The following is an 18,835-nucleotide window of genomic DNA, read 5'->3' on the forward strand; positions in this document are numbered from 1 at the left end:
GAGGCAGATCACATCCATCCATTTTTCAAGGAGACAAACCATGCATCAGGATCCCGTAGTCATCGTCAGCGCAGCCCGCACTCCCATGGGCGCGTTCCAGGGCGATTTTTCCGATCTGGCCGCCCATGATCTGGGCGGAGCAGCCATCAAGGCGGCAGTCGAGCGCGCCGGCATCCGGCCCGAGCTGGTGGAGGAAGTGCTGTTCGGCAACTGCCTGATGGCCGGCCAGGGCCAGGCTCCGGCTCGCCAGGCCGGCTTCAAGGGCGGCCTGCCGCAAAGCACAGGCGCCGTGACCCTGTCCAAGATGTGCGGCGCCGGCATGGAGGCCACCATCCTGGCGCACGACCAGCTCATTGCCGGCAGCCGCGAGGTGATGATTGCCGGCGGTATGGAGAGCATGACCAATGCGCCTTATCTGCTCAAGAAGGGGCGTGGCGGCTATCGCATGGGGCACGACAAGATCTTCGATCACATGATGCTCGACGGTCTGGAGGACGCCTATGAGGCCGGCCGCTCCATGGGCACTTTCGGTGAGGACTGCGCCGCCAAATACCAGTTCACGCGTGAAGCGCAGGACGCGTTTGCCATTGCCAGCGTGCAGCGCGCCCAGGCAGCAGCGCAAAGCGGTGCTTTTGACGCCGAAATCACGCCCGTCACCGTCAAGACCCGCAAGGGCGACGTGACCGTCAGCGTTGACGAAGGCCCGGCCAAGGCCAAGCTGGACAAGATCTCCAGCCTCAAGCCAGCGTTCAAGAAGGACGGCACCATCACGGCCGCTTCCAGCTCCAGCATCAACGACGGCGCTGCCGCCATGGTGCTGATGCGCGAGTCCACGGCCAAGCAGCTGGGCTGCAAGCCGCTGGCGCGCATCGTCTCGCACGCGACCTTTGCACAGGCCCCCGAGTGGTTCACCACCGCACCCGTGGGCGCCACCGAAAAGGCGCTGAAGAAGGCCGGCTGGGCCGTGGAGGATGTGGACCTGTGGGAAATCAACGAAGCCTTTGCCGTGGTGCCCATGGCGCTGATGGCCGATCTCAAGGTCTCGCATGACAAGGTCAACGTGAATGGCGGTGCCTGTGCTCTCGGACACCCGATTGGCGCCAGCGGTGCGCGCATTCTGGTCACCCTGCTGCACGCGCTCAAGACACGCGGCAAGAAGAAGGGCCTGGCCACGCTGTGCATCGGCGGCGGCGAGGCCACGGCCATGGCAATTGAGCTGATCTGACGCCATTTGCTCAGAACCGTCACCGGTTTGCTCTACAGTGAACGCATGTTCAACGGATTGCACGCATTCGCGCTGAATGTGTGCAGCTCACATTGCGGAAATCATTCATGAGCGCAGACATTCACCACGACGAGAGCGAGACCATCAAGCCGCTGGAGCCGCAGCAGATTGATGCTTTCTGGGGCGATTTTTCCAACCAGCTGAGCCAGCTGGAGGAGCTCGATCGCCATGAGTTTGTGGAAAGCTCCAATGAGTTGCTGCACCAATATGCACCGGGCCTGAGTCTGGAGCTGGAGGGCAAGCTCGGGGAGGCCGGCTCCCGTCTGGTGATCTCGGCCCATGGCAACACGGCGCAGTTCGAGAATGCCCAGGCACTGGTGCGCCAGGCGCCGCGTTTCGAGCATTACAGCGTGCAGGCGTTTCGCAGCCGCGCGCTGGGCAGCAACTTCGGCATGCGCATGGACGGCTTCGAGCTGGCCTGCTCCGATATTCGGGTGGGCTATTACGATGCGGGAGGCATCATAGGCCTCAAGCTTTCGTTCGAGAAGCCCATTGCCAGGGACATGGCCGAGCATGCACAGCACATGGCGTTCATCATGCTGGACCATGTGCTGGGCGAGTGGGATTTTTCCGTACGCGTGGGTCCGGTCGAGTTTGCCTCCGAGGCTGCGGCCGATGTCTACGGCTCCGCTCTGCTGTCGGAGTTTCCGCCCCTGTTCGATGGCTTCATCCGCCAGCAACTGGGCCGCAGCTATGAATTCCCCCAGGAAGACAGCGACCGCTGGCTCTCGCTCGAAGTGCGTGCACAGGATGCCGATGAGGATGCGCCGCCCGACATCCTGACCTTCCACGACGGTGCCAATGCCGTGGCCACGCGCGCCGATCTGTCGCATTTCATGGAATGGCGCTTCAATTTCTCCAGCCAGCAGGAGCTGGACGGGGTGCGTGACGCCCAGGATGCGCTGGATGAACAACTCAGCCGTGAACAGCGCGGCATTCTTGCCTTCTCGCGCGTGGAAAACATGAGTGCCCGCGTGGCCACCTACTATGTGGAAGATCCGGCCCATGCGGTGCAACTGGCCGGACAGCTGGGCAGACAGCATGTGCCCGAGCTGGAGGGCGAGCTCAGCGTGAGCTTCGACCCTTCCTGGAACGAGTTCCTGTCACTGTATGCAGCCATCCACCGCAACGACCGTCCCGAGGAGGTCCTGGCTTCATGATCACTTCGCGCGAACAACTGCTGCAGTTGTACGAGCCTCCTGCCGAGCGCGCGTTGCTCAAGCAGCAGTGGGAGCTGGATCGGCACTGCCTGCGCTTTATCGCGCTGTCTCCGTTTCTGGTCATGGCCACCGGCGGTGCGGGCGGCACCTTGCTCGATGCTTCGCCACGAGGCGGCAAGCCTGGCTTCGTCAAGGCACCGGACGCCAATACCTTGCTCATTCCCGATGCGGGCGGCAACAACCGGCTGGACAGCCTGAGCAATCTGCTCGACGACCCGCGCCTGGGTTTGCTGTTCTTTGTGCCGGGCTTCGATGAAACCCTGCGCGTCAACGGCACAGCCCAGCTGCGTGATGAGGCGCATTACACGGCCTTGTTTGCCAGCGATCATTTCCGCCCCAAGCTGGTGATCGAAGTCCGTGTGCAGGAGGCTTATCTGCACTGTGCCAAGGCGCTGATGCGCTCCCGCCTGTGGAGCGAGGAGGCCAGGGTGGCGCGCAACGTCATGCCTACGCTCAATCAGATCATCCATGCCCAAATGGGTCTGACCGCCCAGCCTGAATCGCAGGAAAGCATGGTGGCCCGCTATGGCGCCATGATTGCTGCCGAGCAGACCAAGAAAAGTTGATAGCTGACAGCGCTTGTCATGAAAGGATTTTCGATGGAAAACGTTTTGAAACCAACCATTCATAGGCGCAAACAGCTATGGCTTTGATACTGATTCTTGGCGCATCACGCGGCCTGGGCCGAGCCCTGGCCGAGGCCTATCTGGCACAAGGCCACCAGGTGATTGCCACCGTGCGCAAGGCTGAAGACATGGTCGACCTGCAGGCACGCGGCGCCCGGGTGCTGCAGGTCGATCTGGCAGATCCTGCCAGCGTCAGCGGCCTGGCCTGGCAGCTCGACGGGGCCAGCATCGATATCGCGCTTTACGTGGCCGGTGTCTGGGACGGTCATGACGCAGGCGTGCCGCCTACTCAGCAGCAGTTCGATCTGGTGATGCACAGCAATGTGCTGGGCTTTATGCAGGCCCTGCCGCAGATTGCTCCCATGGTGCAGGAGGCTGGCGGCGTGATCGGCGCCTTCTCCAGCGGCATGTCCCTGCTGGCTGATGCGGACGAGAGCGCCTGGCTGTACCGCGTCAGCAAGGCTGCGCTCAATATGGCCGTGGTCTCGGCCTGCCGCCAATGGCCGGGCCTGACGCTGCTGGCGCTGGATCCGGGCTGGGTGCAGACCGAGATGGGCGGCGCTGCGGCCCCGCTGTCGGTGGCTCAAAGCGTGCAGGGGCTGATGCAGGCCCTGGCGCAGGTCAAGCCCGAAGACCGTGGTCAGCTGCTGCGCCACGACGGCAGATACATCAAGCTTCTAGACGCCTAGCCCAGGCTGAACAACGGGCATATAGCTATAAATATCGGAGACAACATGCTGCTGAATCAGGACCAGGAAATGATCCGCGACGCTTTGCGCGATTTTGTGCGCGAGCAGATCACACCCCATGCCGCGCGCTGGGACAAGGAGCACGAGTTCCCCAAGGAGGTGCACCAGGGGCTGGCCGCGCTCGGTGCCTATGGCATCTGCGTGCCCGAGGAACTCGGCGGTGCGGGCCTGGACTATGTGAGCCTGGCGCTGGTGCTTGAGGAAATCGCCGCTGGCGATGGTGGCACCAGCACCGTCATCAGCGTGACCAATTGCCCGGTCAATGCCATTCTCATGAAGTACGGCAATGCCGGCCAGCAGGAGCAATGGCTGCGTCCGCTGGCGCAGGGCCAGATGCTGGGAGCCTTCTGCCTGACCGAGCCCCATGTGGGCAGCGATGCCTCGGCGCTGCGTACCACGGCCGTACGCGATGGCGGCGACTACGTCATCAACGGCGTCAAGCAGTTCATCACCAGCGGCAAGAATGGCGATGTAGCCATCGTCATCGCCGTCACCGACAAGACGGCGGGCAAGAAGGGCATGAGTGCCTTCATCGTGCCCACCGGCAATCCCGGCTACCAGGTGGCACGCCTCGAAGACAAGCTGGGCCAGCACAGCAGCGATACGGCGCAGATCAATTTCGAGAACTGCCGCATTCCCGCCGCGAACCTGATCGGGGCCGAGGGCGAGGGCTACAGGATTGCACTTTCCGCGCTGGAAGGCGGGCGTATCGGCATTGCCGCGCAAAGCGTGGGCATGGCGCGTGCGGCCTTTGAATGCGCGCTGCAATACAGCAAGGAACGCGAGAGCTTTGGTCAGCCCATCTTCAACCATCAGGCCGTGGGCTTCAGGCTTGCCGAATGCGCGACGCAGATCGAAGCGGCCCGGCAACTGATCTGGCATGCTGCCAGCCTGCGTGATGCGGGTCTTCCCTGCCTCAAGGAAGCAGCCATGGCCAAGCTCTTTGCCAGCGAGATGGCCGAGCGCGTATGCAGTGCCGCCATCCAGACCCTGGGCGGCTATGGCGTGGTGAGCGACTTTCCCGTGGAGCGCATCTATCGCGATGTGCGCGTATGCCAGATCTACGAAGGCACCAGCGATGTGCAGAAGATCTTGATCCAGCGGGCGCTGGCCTGATCTGAGTCAGGTTGCAAAAGCCCGCCGCTGTCAACTGTTGTGCACGAGGCTGTGGCACATCAGGGGACGGGCCGGTTGCCGATGTCACAAGGCCTGCTTAGGATGTGCTCAGTGTGGGGAGTTTCCCCCAGGGGTTTCAACCATTTGAAGCAGGAGTCCGCAGCATGCCTTTTGCCCAGGTCAATGGTCAGAATATCTACTACGAGGACACGGGAGGGCGTGGCCCGGCCATTGTGTTTTCGCACGGCCTGCTCATGGATCACACCATGTTCGAGCCGCAGATTCAGACTTTGCAGGGGCAGTATCGCTGCATCAGCTGGGACGAGCGCGGCCATGGGCAGACGGCCGATCCCGAGCATTGCGAAGCGTTCAGCTACTATGACTCGGCCGATGATCTGGCGGCTTTGCTCAAATATCTGGGTGTGGAAAAAGCGGTGCTGGTGGGCATGTCGCAAGGCGGCTATCTGTCGCTGCGCTGCGCGCTGATTCACCCCGATGTCGTGGGCGCGCTGGTGCTGATCGACACCCAGGCCATGCTGGAAGACCCCGAGCAGATGCCGCACCATGAGGCGCTGCTCAAGGCCTGGATGGAGCATGGTCTGTCGGACGACATGGCCACCATCGTGGAGCACACGATTCTGGGTCAGGGCTGGCCCGGGGCTGCGCAGTGGCGCGCCAAATGGAAACAGGCCTCGCCGATCAACCTGGGGCAGAGCTTTGCGACGCTGGCGCTGCGCGACGACATCAGCCCGCGCCTGGCCGAAATCAAGGTGCCTGCGCTGGTGATTCATGGCGACAAGGATGCGGCCATCGGTGTGGAGCGTGCGCGGGCCATGTTCAAGGGCTTGCCCCAGGCCCAGTGGGTGGATGTGGCCGGTGCGGGCCATGCAGCCAATCTCACGCACCCGGAACCCGTGAATGCGGCCATCAGGCAGTTTCTGGACGGCCTGCACTGAGAACCTAAACACGCTCTGAGGCTCTCAGGCCTCCCCCAGCTCAGCCATGCTGCGCTTGCGCAGCACCACGGTGATCTGGCCGTTGGTCTCGATCGTGGCGCGCTCCACCTCATGCGCGTTGAGACAGCCATTGGAGCGCAGGGCCGCAGCCAGGTCTTCGGCAGTGATCTGCTCCTGCGTCATCAGACTGGGTTGCACAATGCCTTGGTGAATCAGAACCTTGGGTTTGCCATTCACCAGCCTGCGAAGCCTCGCAAAACGGTAACTCAGGCGGGAGAGCAGCGCATGGCAGGCCAGCAGCGTGCCGGCACTGATCAGGCCGCCGATCAGCGAGTTGTCGCCGGCATTCATGGAGTTCTGTACTGCGTTGGAAAGAATCAGCAGCAGCACCAGGTCGAAAGGTGCGTACTGGCCGGTCTGGCGCCTGCCGGTCAGACGCAGAAACACCAGCAGAAACAGGTAGACGCTGACACCGCGAATCACGAACTCCCACCAGGGAGCAGCCATGGAGAACATAGGCAAACCTTTGAGCAGCGAGCTTTGGACTGCCGCTACTGTGCTCTGAGGCAACCGACTGCGCAAGCCGGCTTGCTCGTTGTTCGACTTGGTCGACAATGCAGCATTGCCAATCAAGACTGCCAAAGTTGTGAAAGAAGCCGAGAAAAAGCGGGACTGTCCCTGTGGACGCAAGAATGCCAAGGGGCGGCTGCTGGCCTATGCCGATTGCTGCGGCCGCTATATCGATCACTGGGATGCCCGGCCCGCTCCCGATGCCGAGGCGCTGATGCGCTCGCGCTACACGGCCTTCGTGTGTGAGAGTCAGGAATATTTGCAAGCCACCTGGCATGCCAGCCAGCGCCCGTCGCAGCTCGATTTCGATGCCGCCACCAAATGGCTGGGGCTGGATGTGAAGCAGTTTCAGTTGACCGGCGATGCTTCTGCGGAGGTCGAATTCGTCGCCCGCTATCGCCTGGCGGGTCGTGCCGTGCGCTTGCATGAGCGCAGCCGCTTTGTGCTCGAGGGTGGGCGCTGGTTCTACGTCGATGGCGACCAATTCTGAAGTCGATTCGGCGCAGCTGACCCGGCTGCAGGCCTGGTTGCGCCTGTTGCAGTCCCTGGCTTCGCGTGGCTCCTCCGAAATCGCCGCATTGCTGATTCCTGCCCTGCTGCTGTGGGTCAGTACCCGAAACAGCCCAGCCGTCAGCGCGGGGCTGGCCTGGTGGTGGGGGCTGATGGTCGTCATGGCGCTGGGCTTTCTGCTGTTTCGCCGCAGCCTGCATCGTCAGTGGCGGTCGGCGCGCGATTGGGAGCCATCGCGACTGCAGGCGGCATTGACGACATGGCAGCGACAGCTGGCGCTGGCCGCACTGATCAACGGCCTGCTTTGGGTCAGCGTGCTGGCCTTTACCTGGGGCGAAAGCCATAGTGAGCTGCGTCTGCTGATCTATCTGGTGCTGCTGGGCGTGATGGCGTCGGCCGCCACTTTTCTGGCGCCCGTACTGCAGGTGTTCGCCGCCTTCATGGCGGGTATCTACTTGCCCATGTTGCTGTGCACGCTGCATTACTTTCCGAAAAAAGGCCCTTATCTGTTGCCGCTGCTGCTGCTGTACGGCGCCATACTTGCGCGCCACGCCTGGGGCGCGCGGCGTTTCGTGCAGCAGCAGATGGCGCACGAGCTGGAGCGTCAGGCACTGGCGGAGCGCTATCGCGAGGCCAAGGAGCAGGCCGAGAATGCGCTGGCCGAGAAAAACTGGTTCATTTCCGCCGCCAGCCATGATCTGCGGCAACCCTTGCATGCCATGGGCCTGATGCTGCAAGCCGCCCACCAGCGCAATCAGGATGACGAGCTGGCACAACTGCTGCAGGAAATGCAGGCCTGCACGCGCGATCTGGGCTCCATGTTCAACGACTTGATGGATCTGTCGCGACTTGAGGGCGACAGCTTCGCACCGCAATGGCAGGCGGTATCCATGAGTGCGGTGCTGGACGAGGCTCGGCGCCTGTTCTCGCGCGAGGCAGCGCAGCGCGGTCTGCGTCTGCGCGTGAGGCAGCCGGCTCATATGCCGGCGCTGTGCACGGATGCGGTGCTGTTGCGGCAGATGGTTTTCAATCTGCTGCAAAACGCGCTGCGCTACACCGACCAGGGCGGGGTGCTGCTGGCGCTGCGGCACAGGCAGGGGCGCTGGCTTTTGCAGGTGTGGGACAGCGGCTGCGGCATGAGCGAGCAGGAATGCGCACAGGTCTTCATGCGTCACTATCGCAGCCCTGCGCGCCAGCAGCGCGATGCCAGGGATGGCGTGCCGGCGCCATTGCGCGGGCGTGGCCTGGGCTTGTCCGTGGTGGCGCTGGCGGCGCAGCGGCTGGGCGTGGAATGCGGGGTTCAGTCGCTGCCGGGCAAGGGTTCATGTTTCTGGCTGCGCTGGCCGCAGGATGCCGAGCAGTGGCAGACCTCGTCTGTGCTGCCGGCACCGCCGATATCGACTGGGCCGCAGTGGTTCGCCCCCTTGCAGGGACACTGCCTGGTCGTGGAAAACGATGCGCAGCTGGCCCCGGTGCTGGTGCAGATTTTGCAGAGCTGGGGTGTGCAGGTGCAAAGAGCGCGCAGCTTGCCTGAGGCGCAGCAACTGCTGGCCGATGGATTGCGGCCAGACTTTGTGTTGTGCGACCAGCGATTGAAGGATGGTGCAAGCGGGCTTGAGTGCTTGATGCAGCTGCTGGACCAGCATCCGCAAGCCAGCGGTGCTTTGATGAGCGGCGATGAGGAGATGCTGGAGCAGGTCCAGGATCAGGGCTATCTGGCTCTGGCGACGCCCTTGCAGCCCGACCAGCTGCATGCGGTGCTGGCGCGCTGTATGGCGATCCGTCAGCCTTAGTCCAAGTCGACCTCGATGCCTCGCATGCGCGTGATCAGCGCCACGCGGTTGCTGGCTCCCAGGCGCTGAAGCAGGGCGGTGACATGTTCCTTGACCGTGTATTCGGACAGGTTCAGCGCCTGTGCAATGGCGCGATTGGGCTTGCCCTGCAGCAACAGGCTCAGCACCTGCGCCTGGCGGGCAGTGATGCCGAGCTCTCTGGCGCTCATATGCAGGATGCTGCCCGCGGTTGGTGCCGGAGGGGCGGTGGGGATGGGAGGCAGGGCCTCAAACCAGGTGCGGCCGCTCAGCAGGGCTTGCACTGCTGCCTGAAATTCGTGAGACGGGCTGCTTTTGTGCACAAAGCCATGCACACCTGCGGCTGCGGCCTTGCTGGCGATGGCCGGGTGCTTGTCGCCGCTGGTCACCAGAATGCGTGTGCCAGGAGCCAAGGCCAGGATGCTGTGCACAAATTCCAGTGATGCGCCGTCCTCCAGCCAGAAGTCCATCACGGTGATAACGGGTTCGCCCAGCGCAGCAATCATTGCCAGAGCCTCATTGCCATGTGCCGCACAGCGCACCCGCTGCACGCCGGCGCTGGTCATCAGCACATGGGCTGCACCCTCCGCGACCAGCGGGTGATCATCCACCACCAGCGCATAGGGTTGTGCGCTCAGTTGAGTGGTGCTCAGGATTTGCAGTAGATCGGGCATGAGCGTTCCTTTGGGGCTTGGTAACAAAGACCCCTCCTCGGTAGGGAGTGGTCTGCTCGCAAGCCTTCTGACAATGTCTGTAAGACGACGCTGCTTGTTATCTCAGTGTCGGGATATGGACATTTTCAACCAACATCAAGACCGAGGAGCAAGCCAGTGCCATCTCTTATGCAAATCACCCGTAGAACTGCAGCCCTGCTGCTGATTTCCACTCTGGCTGCCTGTGGCGGCGGTGGTGGTGGAGACGGAGGCAGCGGCGCAGGCTCAGGAGGCGGCTCCGAAGGTGGCGGCGGCAATACAGGAGGCGGGGACAACGGCGGCGGCAACAATGGTGGCGGTACTGGCGGCGGCACCGGCAATCAGGCCGTCACGGGGACCTACAAGATGGGCGGCCAGACGGCCACCAGCCATGCGCAGATGCTGGATGCCGCCAACAGCATGGGCGCAGACGGCTATGCGCTGTTCAGTTCCCTGGCGGGCTCGATCTCTTCGACCGGTGCGGAGATCGGCGACTTCTATCTCACGGATACCGCGCATGCAGGCCGCAAGTTCAGCTATGTCAATCCTGCGGCGCAGCCATCGCGCACCGCCTTTCTGGCACAGCTGAACCAACAGGGCAGCAGCGGCTATATGTACAAGTCCGATGCGGTGTTCAGCGATGTCAGCGACATCCGCAGCGTCTATGTCAAGGACAACAGCCGCAGCGACCAGTTCAGCTACAGAACGGTGACGCCCGTGGCCACGACCGCTGAAGCCTTTGCCACGGAGCTCAACGGACAGGGGGCCGAAGGCTATCGCTATCTGGGTCCCCAGATCGTCAACAACGAGCTGTTCAGCCTGTATGCCAAGCGCAATGACAGCGTCACCTATACCTATCAGGTCGACAAGCTCGGCAGCGCATCCTCGGCCGCCGATGCTGCAGAAATGAGAACGCGCCTGGCCCAGAAGGGTGCGGACGGCTGGTTCATCCGCGGCACGCAGGGGCTGGGCAGCGACCCGATGAATATGAACTATGTGGATGTCTTCGAGAAAAGCTCGGCACAGAATGGCGCCATCGAGTATCTGGTCGAGGCCTCGGCAAGCAGTGACTCGCTCACAACCCAGCTGAGCAATATGAATGCCAATGCAGCCAACGGCTTCTTCTATTTCAGCGGCATCATGACTGCCGACAACAAGACGAGCACCATCTACGCCAAGAACAGCGCGTGGATGATCAATCCGCTGGCCGGAGTGACCTTCCCCTGAACTCGAAAAGGGCGTGAGCGCATAATCACGCCCTCTGTTTCTTGATACTAGGCGCCGTTGGGCGCCTTTTTTGCATCCCATGATGCGCTGGTAATGCTTCCATGACTGCTTTTGACGCTGTGCTTTTCGACTGTGATGGTGTGTTGGTGGACAGCGAATCCATCACCAATCGCGTGCTGTGCACCATGCTCAACGAATCCGGCTGGGCCATCAGCCAGGAGCAGTGCACGCGCGACTTCATCGGCAAGACGGTGCGCAGCCAGGCGGCCGTGATCGAGGCCCATACCGGCAAACCGCTGACCGATGCCTGGATGGCAGAGTTCTACGAGCGCCGCAATGCTGCGCTGAGTGCCGAGCTGGTAGCCATCGACGGCGCGCTGGAAGCGGTCAGGCGGATTCATGCGCTGTGCGATGGACGCATTGCCTGCGCCTCCGGTGCGGACCGTGCCAAGGTGGAGATGCAGCTCGCCAAGGTGGGCATGGCGCCCTATTTCGAAGGTCATGTCTACAGCGGCCATGAAATGCCGCGCAGCAAGCCCTTCCCCGATGTGTATCTGGCAGCGGCCGAAGCGCTGAAGGCCGATCCTGCCAAGTGCCTGGTGATCGAGGACACCATGACCGGCGTGCAGGCCGGCGTGGCCGCCGGTGCCACCGTATGGGGCTATTTTCCGGCCGATCAGGGTCATGCCTCGGCAGAGCAGTTGCTCGAGGCCGGCGCCGCCTGCGTGTTCGGTGACATGGGGGATCTGCCCGCCATGTTCGAGGCCGTGCGCAAGAGCGCCGCCAGCGCTTCGGTCGGCGAAGACGACGAGCACGACCTGCGCTGAAGCGCGCTCAGTCCCAGATCGACAGCGCCTCGCGCAGGTGCTTCATCGGCTGATCGTTGATCACGCTGTTGTGCAGCAGTATCACGCGCTGTACGGGCCAGTTTTCCACCCGCTTCACCCAGCTGCGCACGGCGGCCCTGTCCCTGACCAGCAGGCGCGCGGTGCGCGGCACGGTCAGGCGCTCATGTCCGCCCGTCAGACCCAGATACATGCGTACCGGCAGGCTTAGCGGTCCTTGCCAGCATTGCAACACGTCGGTGGCGATGAGGCTGCCGCTGGCCGGGTGGAACCACAGCGTCTCGTCGAGCATGGGAATGCCGTCCAGCCGCAGGCACTGCAGCTCGCCTGTCCAGGGTGCTTCGGAGTCCGGAGGCAAGGGCTCCAGCAGCGGCAGATCAGGTCGCTTGCGCAGCACGCCTTGTGTGCCATAGATCCTGGCCTGTGGATAAAGCCTGGCCAGTTTGCCCACGAACAAATGGTGCATGGCGCTGGGTGCGACTATGTGTTGCAGCGGTCCCAGGGCGTCGAGCGCAGCTTTCTGCCCGCCCGTCAGCGGCACTGCAGAGTGCGAGAACAGGCTGCCGTCGGCCAGCCGGATCACCGTCATGCGTGTGCTGACCTTCAGCCCTGCATTGCTGAAGTGATAGCTGAGTGCCCATACCCCATCAGCGATTGCCTGCCAGTTTTCTGAGGATTCCTGCATGGAGAGCTCCTTGCGTCAGGCGGCGCGCTGGCCGGCGGTTTTGCGGAATTCCGAAGGGGAGAGCCCTGTCCAGAGGCGAAAGGCGCGGATAAAGCTTTTGTCGTTGAGAAAGCCGCAGGCCTGGGCCACGCGCTTGATGGGGCGGCTGGTGCGCAGCAGCAGCGCAATCGCGCGTTCACGCCGGATATCGTCCTTGAGGGCCTGCAGCGAAATACCTTCTTCCTTGAGCTGGCGGTGCAGGCTGCGCTGCGACAGATGCAGTTGACGGGACAGCGTTTCAGCCGTCTGCTGCTCCTCCCCGCTGGCGGCCAGCAGATGGCGCACGCGCTGCACCAGAGTCTTCTCGCGCTGGTAGGGGCGCACCTGGATCGGCAAGGCGCGCTGCAGCATCCGGTTGAGGGCGGCCTCGTCGCGCGCCAGCGGTGCCTGCAGCCAGCGTGCTTCAAACTGCAGACTGGCGACGGGTGCATCAAAAGCGATGCTGCCCGGTGCGAAAAGCACCTTGTAGACATCGGCATGCGCGGGCTCGGCAAACGGAAAGCTGGCATGCAGCAGGCTGATCGGTTCGTTGATCAACCAGCTGGCAAAGCCGTGGATATTGCGCAGCACCGATACCATGCAGAACTCGCGCATGGCGCCCAGTGGACGGCTTTCATGCAGGGTAAGGGTGGCAATGCCGGCCTGCTCGCTGAGCTGCAGCTGTATGTCCTGCGCAATCAGGCAGTGATGTCGGCACCAGCGCGCCAGCGCCAGGCCCAATTGCGGTGCGCTGATGCTGGCGCGGGCCAGCATGCCGTAGCTGCCCCAGGGCAGGCGACGCTCGAACCAGCCCAAGGCTTCATCGTCCAGCTCGCGCATGGCTGCATCGGATAGTGCCTCCATCTGCAGGGCCGTGATGCGCTCGTTGGCATCGTTAATCAGATCTGGCGGGATTTGTGCCTTTTCCAGAGCTCCTAGCGCTGACATCTGCCTGGCTTCATAAGCGCTGACAATGGCTTTGACAAACGCCATGGGGGTAATTGCCGGGTGCGATTTGAGCACGGAGCTGGCATGGTGCGGTAGTGGAGTCTTGACCAGAGAGGGGGTGAGCATTTGGCAATTATTGCAACCTTTGTGACCTCTTCTGGACAGGGCTTGCCCTTATTCTGAGGCGCAGAAAACGGTGCTGAATGGACGCTGCGCAGCCAGTTCGCAGGTGGCTGCCGGCACGCAAGGAGACACAAGACCATGCCATCGCAAGTGAACGCGCTGACCGCCAGCTATGCCAAGGGGCGCACGGATGTGCCGCTGATCGAGCAGACGATTGGCGATTTTTTTGCTGCAATGGCACAGCGCCAGGGCCCGCGTGACGCGCTGGTCAGCCGTCATCAGGGTCTGCGCTACAGCTATGCCCAGCTGCATGTGGCAGCGCGCCAGCTGGCCAGCGCGCTGCTGTCGCAAGGGCTGGTCAAAGGTGACCGGGTGGGTATCTGGAGCCATAACAACGCCGAGTGGGTGCTGATGCAGCTGGCCACGGCTCAGGTGGGCCTGGTGCTGGTCAATATCAACCCTGCCTATCGCACCGCCGAAGTCGAATATGCACTCAACAAGGTGGGTTGCAAGGCGCTGGTGTCCATGCCGCGCTTCAAGACCAGCGACTATCTGGGCATGCTGCGCGAGCTGGCGCCCGAGCTGACGAGCTGCGCGCCAGGTCAGTTGCAATCCAAACGCCTGCCGGCCTTGCGCACCGTGGTGTGGATTGATGCGGCCGGCTCAGGTGCGGCCGGCCCAGGTGCGACCGCCTCAGGTGCGGCGGATCTGGACGCCGAACAGCCCGGCATGCTGCGTTTTTCGCAGCTGATGGCGCAAGGAACCAGTGCGGATGAGCGCATTGATGCGATTGCGGCCACGCTCAGCAACCGCGACCCCATCAATATCCAGTTCACGAGCGGCACCACGGGCTTCCCCAAGGGGGCGACGCTGACACACCGCAACATCCTCAACAACGGCTTTTTCATTGGCGAATGCATGCGCCTCACGCCCGAGGACCGACTGTGCATTCCCGTGCCCCTGTATCACTGCTTCGGCATGGTGCTGGGCAATCTGGCCTGCTTCACCCATGGCTCGACCATTGTCTATCCCAATGATGGCTTTGACCCCATCACCGTGCTGGAGGCAGTGCAGGCCGAGAAATGCACGGGTCTGCACGGCGTGCCCACCATGTTCATCGCCGAGCTCGACCATCCGCGCTTTGCCGAGTTCGATCTGTCCACGCTGCGCACCGGCATCATGGCCGGCTCGCCCTGTCCCATCGAGGTGATGAAGCGCGTGGTGCGCGACATGCACCTGAGCGAAATCACTATCGCCTACGGCATGACGGAAACCAGTCCCGTAAGCTGCCAGAGCGATGCCGATACGCCCCTGGAAAAGCGTGTTGCCACCGTGGGCAAGGTGCAGCCGCATCTGGAGGTGAAGATCGTGGACCCGTCCACGGGCGAGATCATGCCGCCGGGCCAGTCGGGCGAGCTGTGCACGCGCGGTTATTCCGTCATGCACGGCTACTGGGAAGACGAGGCCAGAACCCGCGAGGCCATCGATGCCGAGCAGTGGATGCACACCGGCGATCTGGCGACCATGGACGGCGAAGGCTATGTGAATATCGTGGGTCGCATCAAGGACATGGTGATCCGTGGCGGCGAGAACATCTACCCGCGTGAAATCGAGGAATTTCTCTATCGCCACCCCAAGGTGCAGGACGTGCAGGTGGTGGGCGTGCCCGATGTGCGCTATGGCGAGGAGCTGTGTGCCTGGATCATTGTCAAGCCCGGCCAGGAGCTCGGCGAGGAAGAGGTGCGCGACTTTTGCAAGGGGCAGATTGCCCACTACAAGGTGCCGCGCTATATCCGCTTTGTCCAGGCCTTCCCGATGACGGTGACGGGAAAGATCCAGAAGTTCAAGATTCGCGACGAGATGATCGAGTTGCTGGATCTGCGCGTGATCAAGACCGCCTGAATATGCGCTACCCCCTGAGCTGCTTCGCACCTTCCCTGCGCCGGGTGCCCCCCAAGGGGGACGACACCCTTGCCGCGAGGCGGCTCTTGCTGGGCGTCTCTGAATTAGTGGTTGGCGTGCGTGCTGGTCATGGGAAGACCGGCGGCACGGCGGGCGACAGCGAGGCGCTTGCGCATGGCGATTTCCTGCATGTCCAGCTCGCTGACCAGGCTGCGCAGCGATTCGTCGTTGATGCGATGAGCCTGTCTTTCGGCGTAGTAGAAGTCCCGCTCGGCATGAATGCACTCGATGCGGGTTTCGATCTCCATCACATAGCGCAGCTTGCGCTGGCGCACGACTTCGGGTGCTTCGCGCAGCAGCTCTATGCTTTGCGCGGCGCCGCTGCCGTCGTCGAGCAACTGGATGCGGTTACGGTATTCCTGGGTCAGGTGGCCGTTGACCTCCTGGCGCATCGCCACCCATTCGGGGTCGCGGCGCTGCATTTCCTCCTCGCTCAGCGTGAGCTTGGCCATGGCCGCCATGCAGGCCTGTTCACGGGCCAGGCGCTCCTCGCGCACGGTGGGCGACTCTTCGTGCGGGGGCAGATGGCGCAGCACGATGGGCAGGCCCACGGCACCGATCACCAGCGTGAACAAAATGGTGCCGGTGGCGAGAAAGACCAGCATGTCGCGGCCCGGGAAGGGCTGGCCGTTGTTCAGCAGCATGGGCACGGACAGCGCACCGGCCAGCGTGACCGCGCCGCGAATGCCGGCCAGCGTGGTGGCCAGATTCAGCAGTGGCGAGGGACGCTCGGACATCTTGCCCTGCCGGTGGGCGCGCAGCAGCGAGCCATGCACACCCAGCACCAGCCAGATCCAGCGCATCAGCAGCAGCGCAAACGAAATCGCGGCCACATAGCCGACCAGAATCCACCAGTCATGGCCGGCCTGATGCAGGGGCACGCCGATGATGGAGGGCAGCTGCAGGCCCAGCAGCAGGAAGATGGCGCCGTTGAAGGCGGCCTCCACCATGCTCCAGGTGCCTTCGGTCTGCAGGCGTTCGCTGATATAGCTGCTGCGCTCCAGGTCGGCGAAATTGGTGGCGATGCCTGCGGCCACGGCAGCCAGAATGCCGGAGACACCGATCTTCTCACCCACGATATAGGCGGCAAAAGGCAGCAGCACCAGCAGCAGCACCATCTGCGTGGCAGCGACATCGCCCAGGCGGCGCGTGATGGTGCCGCGCGCATGGCTGAAGCCCCAGCCTATCAGCGCACCCACACCCAGGCCGCCGACGGCCATCCAGGTGAATTCCTTGGCGACTTCGCCCCAGGAGAACATGCCGGTCAGCGTGGCTGCAATCGCAAACTTCAGCGCCACAAGGCCCGATGCGTCATTGAGCAGCGACTCGCCCTCCAGCACATGCATGGTCTTCTCGGGCATGCCCAGATTGCGCGTGATGGCCGAAACGGCTACGGCATCGGTGGGCGAGATCACGGCGGCCAGGGAAAAGGCCACGGTCAGCGGAATCTCGGGAATCATCCAGTGGATGAGATAGCCCAGGCCCAGCACGGTGAACAGAACCAGGCCCAGGGCCAGCAGCAAAATGGGTTTGGCCAGTGCGAAGAATTCACGCTTGGGGATGCGCCAGCCGTCGGCGAACAGCAGCGGCGGAATGAAGAGAAGCAGGAACAGCTCGGGGTCGAACGCGATGTGCAGGCCGGCTTGCGGCCAGGCAATCAGCGCACCCAGCGCGATTTGAATCAGAGGCAGGGGAATGGCCCGGATATAGCGGGCCACAATGCCTGTCAGCGCTCCCAGCAGCAAGACAAGCAGAACAGTTTCAACAGCGTGCATAAGGCATTTTCTTCAACTGCAGTGGCAGCGCTGTGTCTGAGCAAGAAAAAAACCAAGTTCCCGTATCGGGCAAAGTAATCAAGACAAGAGGCAAGCGATGAGCATTCTGGGCACACAACTGAATCCGCGTTCGGCAGATTTCCTGGCCAACGCTGCCGCCATGCAGGCGCTGGTCAATGAGCTGCACGCACGCTGCGATCAGAACGCGCTGGGCGGCAATGAAGCCGCGCGCGCCAAGCATGTGGCGCGCGGCAAGCTGCTGCCGCGCGAGCGCGTGCAGCGGCTGCTGGACCCCGGCACGCCGTTTCTGGAGCTGTCGCCGCTGGCCGCGCTCAATATGTACAACAACGATGCGCCGGGCGCCGGCGTGATTGTCGGCGTGGGCCGCGTCAGCGGCGTGGACTGCATGATCGTCTGCAACGACGCCACCGTGAAGGGCGGAACCTACTACCCGATGACGGTGAAAAAGCATCTGCGCGCGCAGGAAGTGGCCGCGCAGAACCGTCTGCCCTGCATCTATCTGGTGGACTCGGGCGGTGCCAATCTGCCCAATCAGGATGAGGTCTTCCCCGACCGCGAGCACTTCGGTCGCATCTTCTACAACCAGGCCAATATGAGCGCTCAGGGCATCGCCCAGATCGCCGTGGTCATGGGTTCGTGCACGGCAGGCGGCGCCTATGTGCCAGCCATGAGCGACGAGTCCATCATCGTCAAGAACCAGGGCACCATCTTTCTGGGCGGCCCTCCTCTGGTCAAGGCCGCCACCGGCGAGGTGGTCAGTGCCGAGGACCTGGGCGGCGGCGATGTTCACACGCGCCTGTCGGGTGTGGCCGACCATCTGGCCGAGAACGATCTGCATGCACTGGCGCTGGCACGCCAGGCAGTGGCAAACCTGAACAAGGACAAGCCCCAGTCGCAGACCGACCATACGCCAGCGGCGCCGCTGTTCGAGAGCGAAGAGCTGTATGGCGTGATTCCCGTCGATACGCGCAAGCCCTTCGATGTGCGCGAGATCATCGCCCGCATCGTGGACGGCAGCCAGTTCGACGAGTTCAAGGCCCGCTTCGGCAATACCCTGGTCTGCGGCTTTGCGCGCATCGAGGGCATGCAGGTCGGCATCATCGCCAACAACGGCATTCTGTTTTCCGAGTCGGCCGTCAAGGGTGCACACTTCATCGAGCTGTGCTGCCAGCGCAAGGTGCCACTGGTGTTCCTGCAGAACATCACGGGCTTTATGGTCGGCCGCAAATACGAAAACGAAGGCATTGCCCGTCATGGCGCCAAGCTGGTCACAGCCGTGGCTACGGCGGCGGTGCCCAAGTTCACCATCATCATCGGCGGCAGCTTTGGCGCGGGCAACTACGGCATGTGCGGCCGCGCCTATTCGCCCCGCTTCCTCTGGATGTGGCCCAACGCGCGCATCAGCGTCATGGGCGGCGAGCAGGCGGCCAGCGTGCTCGCCACCGTCAAGCGCGACGGCATCGAAGCCAAGGGCGGCAACTGGAGTGCCGAAGAAGAGGAACGCTTCAAGGCGCCCATCCGCCAGCAGTATGAAGACCAGGGCCATCCCTATTACGCCACGGCGCGTCTCTGGGACGACGGCGTGATCGATCCCGCCGACACGCGCCGCGTGCTGGCGCTGGGCCTGGCTGCCGCGCGCAATGCGCCGATTGAGGACACACGCTTCGGCGTATTCCGCATGTAAGCGGGCATAGGT

General features: G+C 62.9%; 17 protein-coding genes. 12 read left to right on the top strand and 5 right to left on the bottom strand.

Translation table 11 applies throughout. From position 1 onward, the window contains the following. Positions 1-40 precede the first annotated feature (40 nt). The 6 genes from MPZ60_RS02490 (at position 41) to MPZ60_RS02515 (ending at position 5,952) form a co-directional block, all read left to right on the top strand. Positions 41-1,225: an acetyl-CoA C-acyltransferase gene (locus MPZ60_RS02490; protein WP_034357074.1), complete on the top strand. Its 1,185-nt coding sequence runs from the start codon at positions 41-43 to the stop codon at positions 1,223-1,225. Between the two features lie 107 nt (positions 1,226-1,332). Continuing rightward, positions 1,333-2,445 (top strand): hypothetical protein, encoded by a 1,113-nt coding sequence (locus MPZ60_RS02495; protein ID WP_034357076.1) that lies wholly within the window; start codon positions 1,333-1,335, stop codon positions 2,443-2,445. Beyond that, the gene (locus MPZ60_RS02500) at positions 2,442-3,071 is read left to right on the top strand and encodes an MSMEG_1061 family FMN-dependent PPOX-type flavoprotein (protein WP_034357077.1); all 630 of its coding nucleotides are present in this window, start codon (positions 2,442-2,444) and stop codon (positions 3,069-3,071) included. Before MPZ60_RS02495 ends, MPZ60_RS02500 begins: the two co-directional genes overlap by 4 nt. 77 nt (positions 3,072-3,148) lie before the next feature. Further along, a complete protein-coding gene (locus MPZ60_RS02505; protein WP_034357079.1) occupies positions 3,149-3,820 on the top strand; it encodes an SDR family oxidoreductase in 672 nt (223 codons plus the stop codon). Between the two features lie 45 nt (positions 3,821-3,865). Beyond that, complete coding sequence (locus tag MPZ60_RS02510; RefSeq protein ID WP_034357082.1) at positions 3,866-4,996, top strand: acyl-CoA dehydrogenase family protein; 1,131 nt, start codon at positions 3,866-3,868, stop codon at positions 4,994-4,996. A gap of 164 nt (positions 4,997-5,160) precedes the next feature. Next, positions 5,161-5,952, top strand: a complete 792-nt coding sequence (locus MPZ60_RS02515) for an alpha/beta fold hydrolase (RefSeq protein ID WP_034357085.1) — start codon at positions 5,161-5,163, stop codon at positions 5,950-5,952. 24 nt (positions 5,953-5,976) lie between these two features. On the opposite strand, the gene MPZ60_RS02520 is transcribed toward MPZ60_RS02515, so the two are convergent. Then, a complete protein-coding gene (locus tag MPZ60_RS02520; RefSeq protein WP_034357088.1) occupies positions 5,977-6,468 on the bottom strand; it encodes a DUF421 domain-containing protein in 492 nt (163 codons plus the stop codon). A gap of 130 nt (positions 6,469-6,598) precedes the next feature. Between MPZ60_RS02520 and MPZ60_RS02525 the strand changes: the two genes are divergently transcribed. Together MPZ60_RS02525 and MPZ60_RS02530 are read left to right on the top strand one after the other, a co-directional pair. Further along, complete coding sequence (locus tag MPZ60_RS02525) at positions 6,599-7,012, top strand: YchJ family protein (protein WP_034357660.1); 414 nt, start codon at positions 6,599-6,601, stop codon at positions 7,010-7,012. Beyond that, positions 6,996-8,825 carry a hybrid sensor histidine kinase/response regulator gene (locus MPZ60_RS02530; RefSeq protein ID WP_034357090.1) on the top strand — a complete coding sequence of 610 codons (1,830 nt, stop codon included), beginning with the start codon at positions 6,996-6,998 and terminating at the stop codon, positions 8,823-8,825. Before MPZ60_RS02525 ends, MPZ60_RS02530 begins: the two co-directional genes overlap by 17 nt. Here the strand turns inward: MPZ60_RS02530 and MPZ60_RS02535 are convergent. Further along, positions 8,822-9,517 (bottom strand): response regulator transcription factor, encoded by a 696-nt coding sequence (locus tag MPZ60_RS02535; protein ID WP_034357094.1) that lies wholly within the window; start codon positions 9,515-9,517, stop codon positions 8,822-8,824. The two genes, MPZ60_RS02530 and MPZ60_RS02535, sit on opposite strands and share 4 nt — an antisense overlap. Positions 9,518-9,685: 168 nt before the next feature. Here MPZ60_RS02535 and MPZ60_RS02540 point away from each other — a divergent pair, with 168 nt between their 5' ends. After that, positions 9,686-10,762 (top strand): hypothetical protein, encoded by a 1,077-nt coding sequence (locus tag MPZ60_RS02540; protein ID WP_242607092.1) that lies wholly within the window; start codon positions 9,686-9,688, stop codon positions 10,760-10,762. Positions 10,763-10,863: 101 nt separating this feature from the next. Next, on the top strand, positions 10,864-11,589 hold the full coding sequence (locus MPZ60_RS02545; RefSeq protein ID WP_034357099.1) for an HAD family phosphatase: 726 nt from the start codon (positions 10,864-10,866) through the stop codon (positions 11,587-11,589). A 7-nt stretch (positions 11,590-11,596) separates the two neighbouring features. On the opposite strand, the gene MPZ60_RS02550 is transcribed toward MPZ60_RS02545, so the two are convergent. Beyond that, complete coding sequence (locus tag MPZ60_RS02550) at positions 11,597-12,292, bottom strand: DUF4336 domain-containing protein (protein ID WP_034357102.1); 696 nt, start codon at positions 12,290-12,292, stop codon at positions 11,597-11,599. 15 nt (positions 12,293-12,307) lie between these two features. Next, complete coding sequence (locus MPZ60_RS02555) at positions 12,308-13,384, bottom strand: AraC family transcriptional regulator (RefSeq protein ID WP_034357105.1); 1,077 nt, start codon at positions 13,382-13,384, stop codon at positions 12,308-12,310. 135 nt (positions 13,385-13,519) lie between these two features. On the opposite strand from MPZ60_RS02555, the gene MPZ60_RS02560 reads away from it, so the two are divergent. Further along, on the top strand, positions 13,520-15,283 hold the full coding sequence (locus MPZ60_RS02560; protein WP_034357108.1) for an AMP-binding protein: 1,764 nt from the start codon (positions 13,520-13,522) through the stop codon (positions 15,281-15,283). A gap of 104 nt (positions 15,284-15,387) precedes the next feature. Here MPZ60_RS02560 and MPZ60_RS02565 read toward each other — a convergent pair whose 3' ends face one another. Continuing rightward, positions 15,388-17,118 carry a Na+/H+ antiporter gene (locus MPZ60_RS02565; protein ID WP_034357110.1) on the bottom strand — a complete coding sequence of 577 codons (1,731 nt, stop codon included), beginning with the start codon at positions 17,116-17,118 and terminating at the stop codon, positions 15,388-15,390. Positions 17,119-17,215: 97 nt separating this feature from the next. Here MPZ60_RS02565 and MPZ60_RS02570 point away from each other — a divergent pair, with 97 nt between their 5' ends. Next, positions 17,216-18,823, top strand: a complete 1,608-nt coding sequence (locus MPZ60_RS02570) for a carboxyl transferase domain-containing protein (protein ID WP_034357113.1) — start codon at positions 17,216-17,218, stop codon at positions 18,821-18,823. The last annotated feature ends 12 nt before the right edge of the window (positions 18,824-18,835 follow it).

The organism is Comamonas sp. 7D-2, from assembly GCF_022749555.1.
In the GTDB taxonomy this organism is placed as follows: Bacteria; Pseudomonadota; Gammaproteobacteria; order Burkholderiales; family Burkholderiaceae_C; genus Comamonas; species Comamonas thiooxydans.

What these genes read in the sequence shown, in the direction of transcription:
- MPZ60_RS02545 (WP_034357099.1), top strand. Translation starts at nt 10,864, where the DNA reads ATGACTGCTTTTGACGCTGTGCTTTTCGACTGTGATGGTGTGTTGGTG.
- MPZ60_RS02510 (WP_034357082.1), top strand. Translation starts at nt 3,866, where the DNA reads ATGCTGCTGAATCAGGACCAGGAAATGATCCGCGACGCTTTGCGCGAT.
- MPZ60_RS02500 (WP_034357077.1), top strand. Translation starts at nt 2,442, where the DNA reads ATGATCACTTCGCGCGAACAACTGCTGCAGTTGTACGAGCCTCCTGCC.
- MPZ60_RS02490 (WP_034357074.1), top strand. Translation starts at nt 41, where the DNA reads ATGCATCAGGATCCCGTAGTCATCGTCAGCGCAGCCCGCACTCCCATG.
- MPZ60_RS02570 (WP_034357113.1), top strand. Translation starts at nt 17,216, where the DNA reads ATGAGCATTCTGGGCACACAACTGAATCCGCGTTCGGCAGATTTCCTG.
- MPZ60_RS02550 (WP_034357102.1), bottom strand. Translation starts at nt 12,292, where the DNA reads ATGCAGGAATCCTCAGAAAACTGGCAGGCAATCGCTGATGGGGTATGG.
- MPZ60_RS02535 (WP_034357094.1), bottom strand. Translation starts at nt 9,517, where the DNA reads ATGCCCGATCTACTGCAAATCCTGAGCACCACTCAACTGAGCGCACAA.
- MPZ60_RS02495 (WP_034357076.1), top strand. Translation starts at nt 1,333, where the DNA reads ATGAGCGCAGACATTCACCACGACGAGAGCGAGACCATCAAGCCGCTG.
- MPZ60_RS02565 (WP_034357110.1), bottom strand. Translation starts at nt 17,118, where the DNA reads ATGCACGCTGTTGAAACTGTTCTGCTTGTCTTGCTGCTGGGAGCGCTG.
- MPZ60_RS02505 (WP_034357079.1), top strand. Translation starts at nt 3,149, where the DNA reads ATGGCTTTGATACTGATTCTTGGCGCATCACGCGGCCTGGGCCGAGCC.
- MPZ60_RS02515 (WP_034357085.1), top strand. Translation starts at nt 5,161, where the DNA reads ATGCCTTTTGCCCAGGTCAATGGTCAGAATATCTACTACGAGGACACG.
- MPZ60_RS02540 (WP_242607092.1), top strand. Translation starts at nt 9,686, where the DNA reads ATGCAAATCACCCGTAGAACTGCAGCCCTGCTGCTGATTTCCACTCTG.
- MPZ60_RS02560 (WP_034357108.1), top strand. Translation starts at nt 13,520, where the DNA reads ATGCCATCGCAAGTGAACGCGCTGACCGCCAGCTATGCCAAGGGGCGC.
- MPZ60_RS02555 (WP_034357105.1), bottom strand. Translation starts at nt 13,384, where the DNA reads ATGCTCACCCCCTCTCTGGTCAAGACTCCACTACCGCACCATGCCAGC.
- MPZ60_RS02530 (WP_034357090.1), top strand. Translation starts at nt 6,996, where the DNA reads ATGGCGACCAATTCTGAAGTCGATTCGGCGCAGCTGACCCGGCTGCAG.
- MPZ60_RS02520 (WP_034357088.1), bottom strand. Translation starts at nt 6,468, where the DNA reads ATGTTCTCCATGGCTGCTCCCTGGTGGGAGTTCGTGATTCGCGGTGTC.